Raw genomic sequence first — 480 nt, 5'->3', positions numbered from 1 at the left:
AAGCGAGCTTCTTCCGAAGGCTTTTCTCCACCCTCTTCATCTGCCTGAGCTGAGAAACACGCACACGAAAATATTCATCCAGATTGGTCGAAAAAATAGCCAGGAATTTTAGCCTTTCATAGAGGGGAGTGGTTTTATCCTGTGCTTCCTGAAGGACTCTTTCATTAAAACTTAACCAATTGAGATCGCGGTGCCTAATAATTTTCTCTTCAGGCTTTAACATACGGTGGGGTTTATCCCCAAAAATACGAATATGCCTGCCGCTCCCTTTTAATTTTGTGTTAAATGAAAGTGCTTACGGAACCAGCTTTTCAAGGGTATAGCGAATGGTATTATCAACCGCTTTTGCACCGTCTTTAGTGAAATTCCCTGTCGCCCGGTTTGCAATGATGGCATTAACCGAAAGCGCCTTGTGTCCCAGCATTTTCGAAAGCCCGAAAATAGCCGAAGTCTCCATTTCGAGATTGGTGATCTTCTTGC

2 pseudogenes are annotated in these 480 nt (G+C 43.8%); both read right to left on the bottom strand.

The features are described from left to right. Positions 1-223 (bottom strand): annotated as a pseudogene (locus HC175_RS18005) (polyphosphate kinase 1); the annotation flags it as partial. A gap of 72 nt (positions 224-295) precedes the next feature. Then, a pseudogene (locus HC175_RS18000) lies at positions 296-480 on the bottom strand (nucleoside phosphorylase); the annotation flags it as partial.

It is taken from the genome of Salinimicrobium oceani, assembly GCF_012037645.1.
Note: the sequence above shows the minus strand (reverse complement) of the source record. Positions and strands in the feature narration are given on the sequence as shown.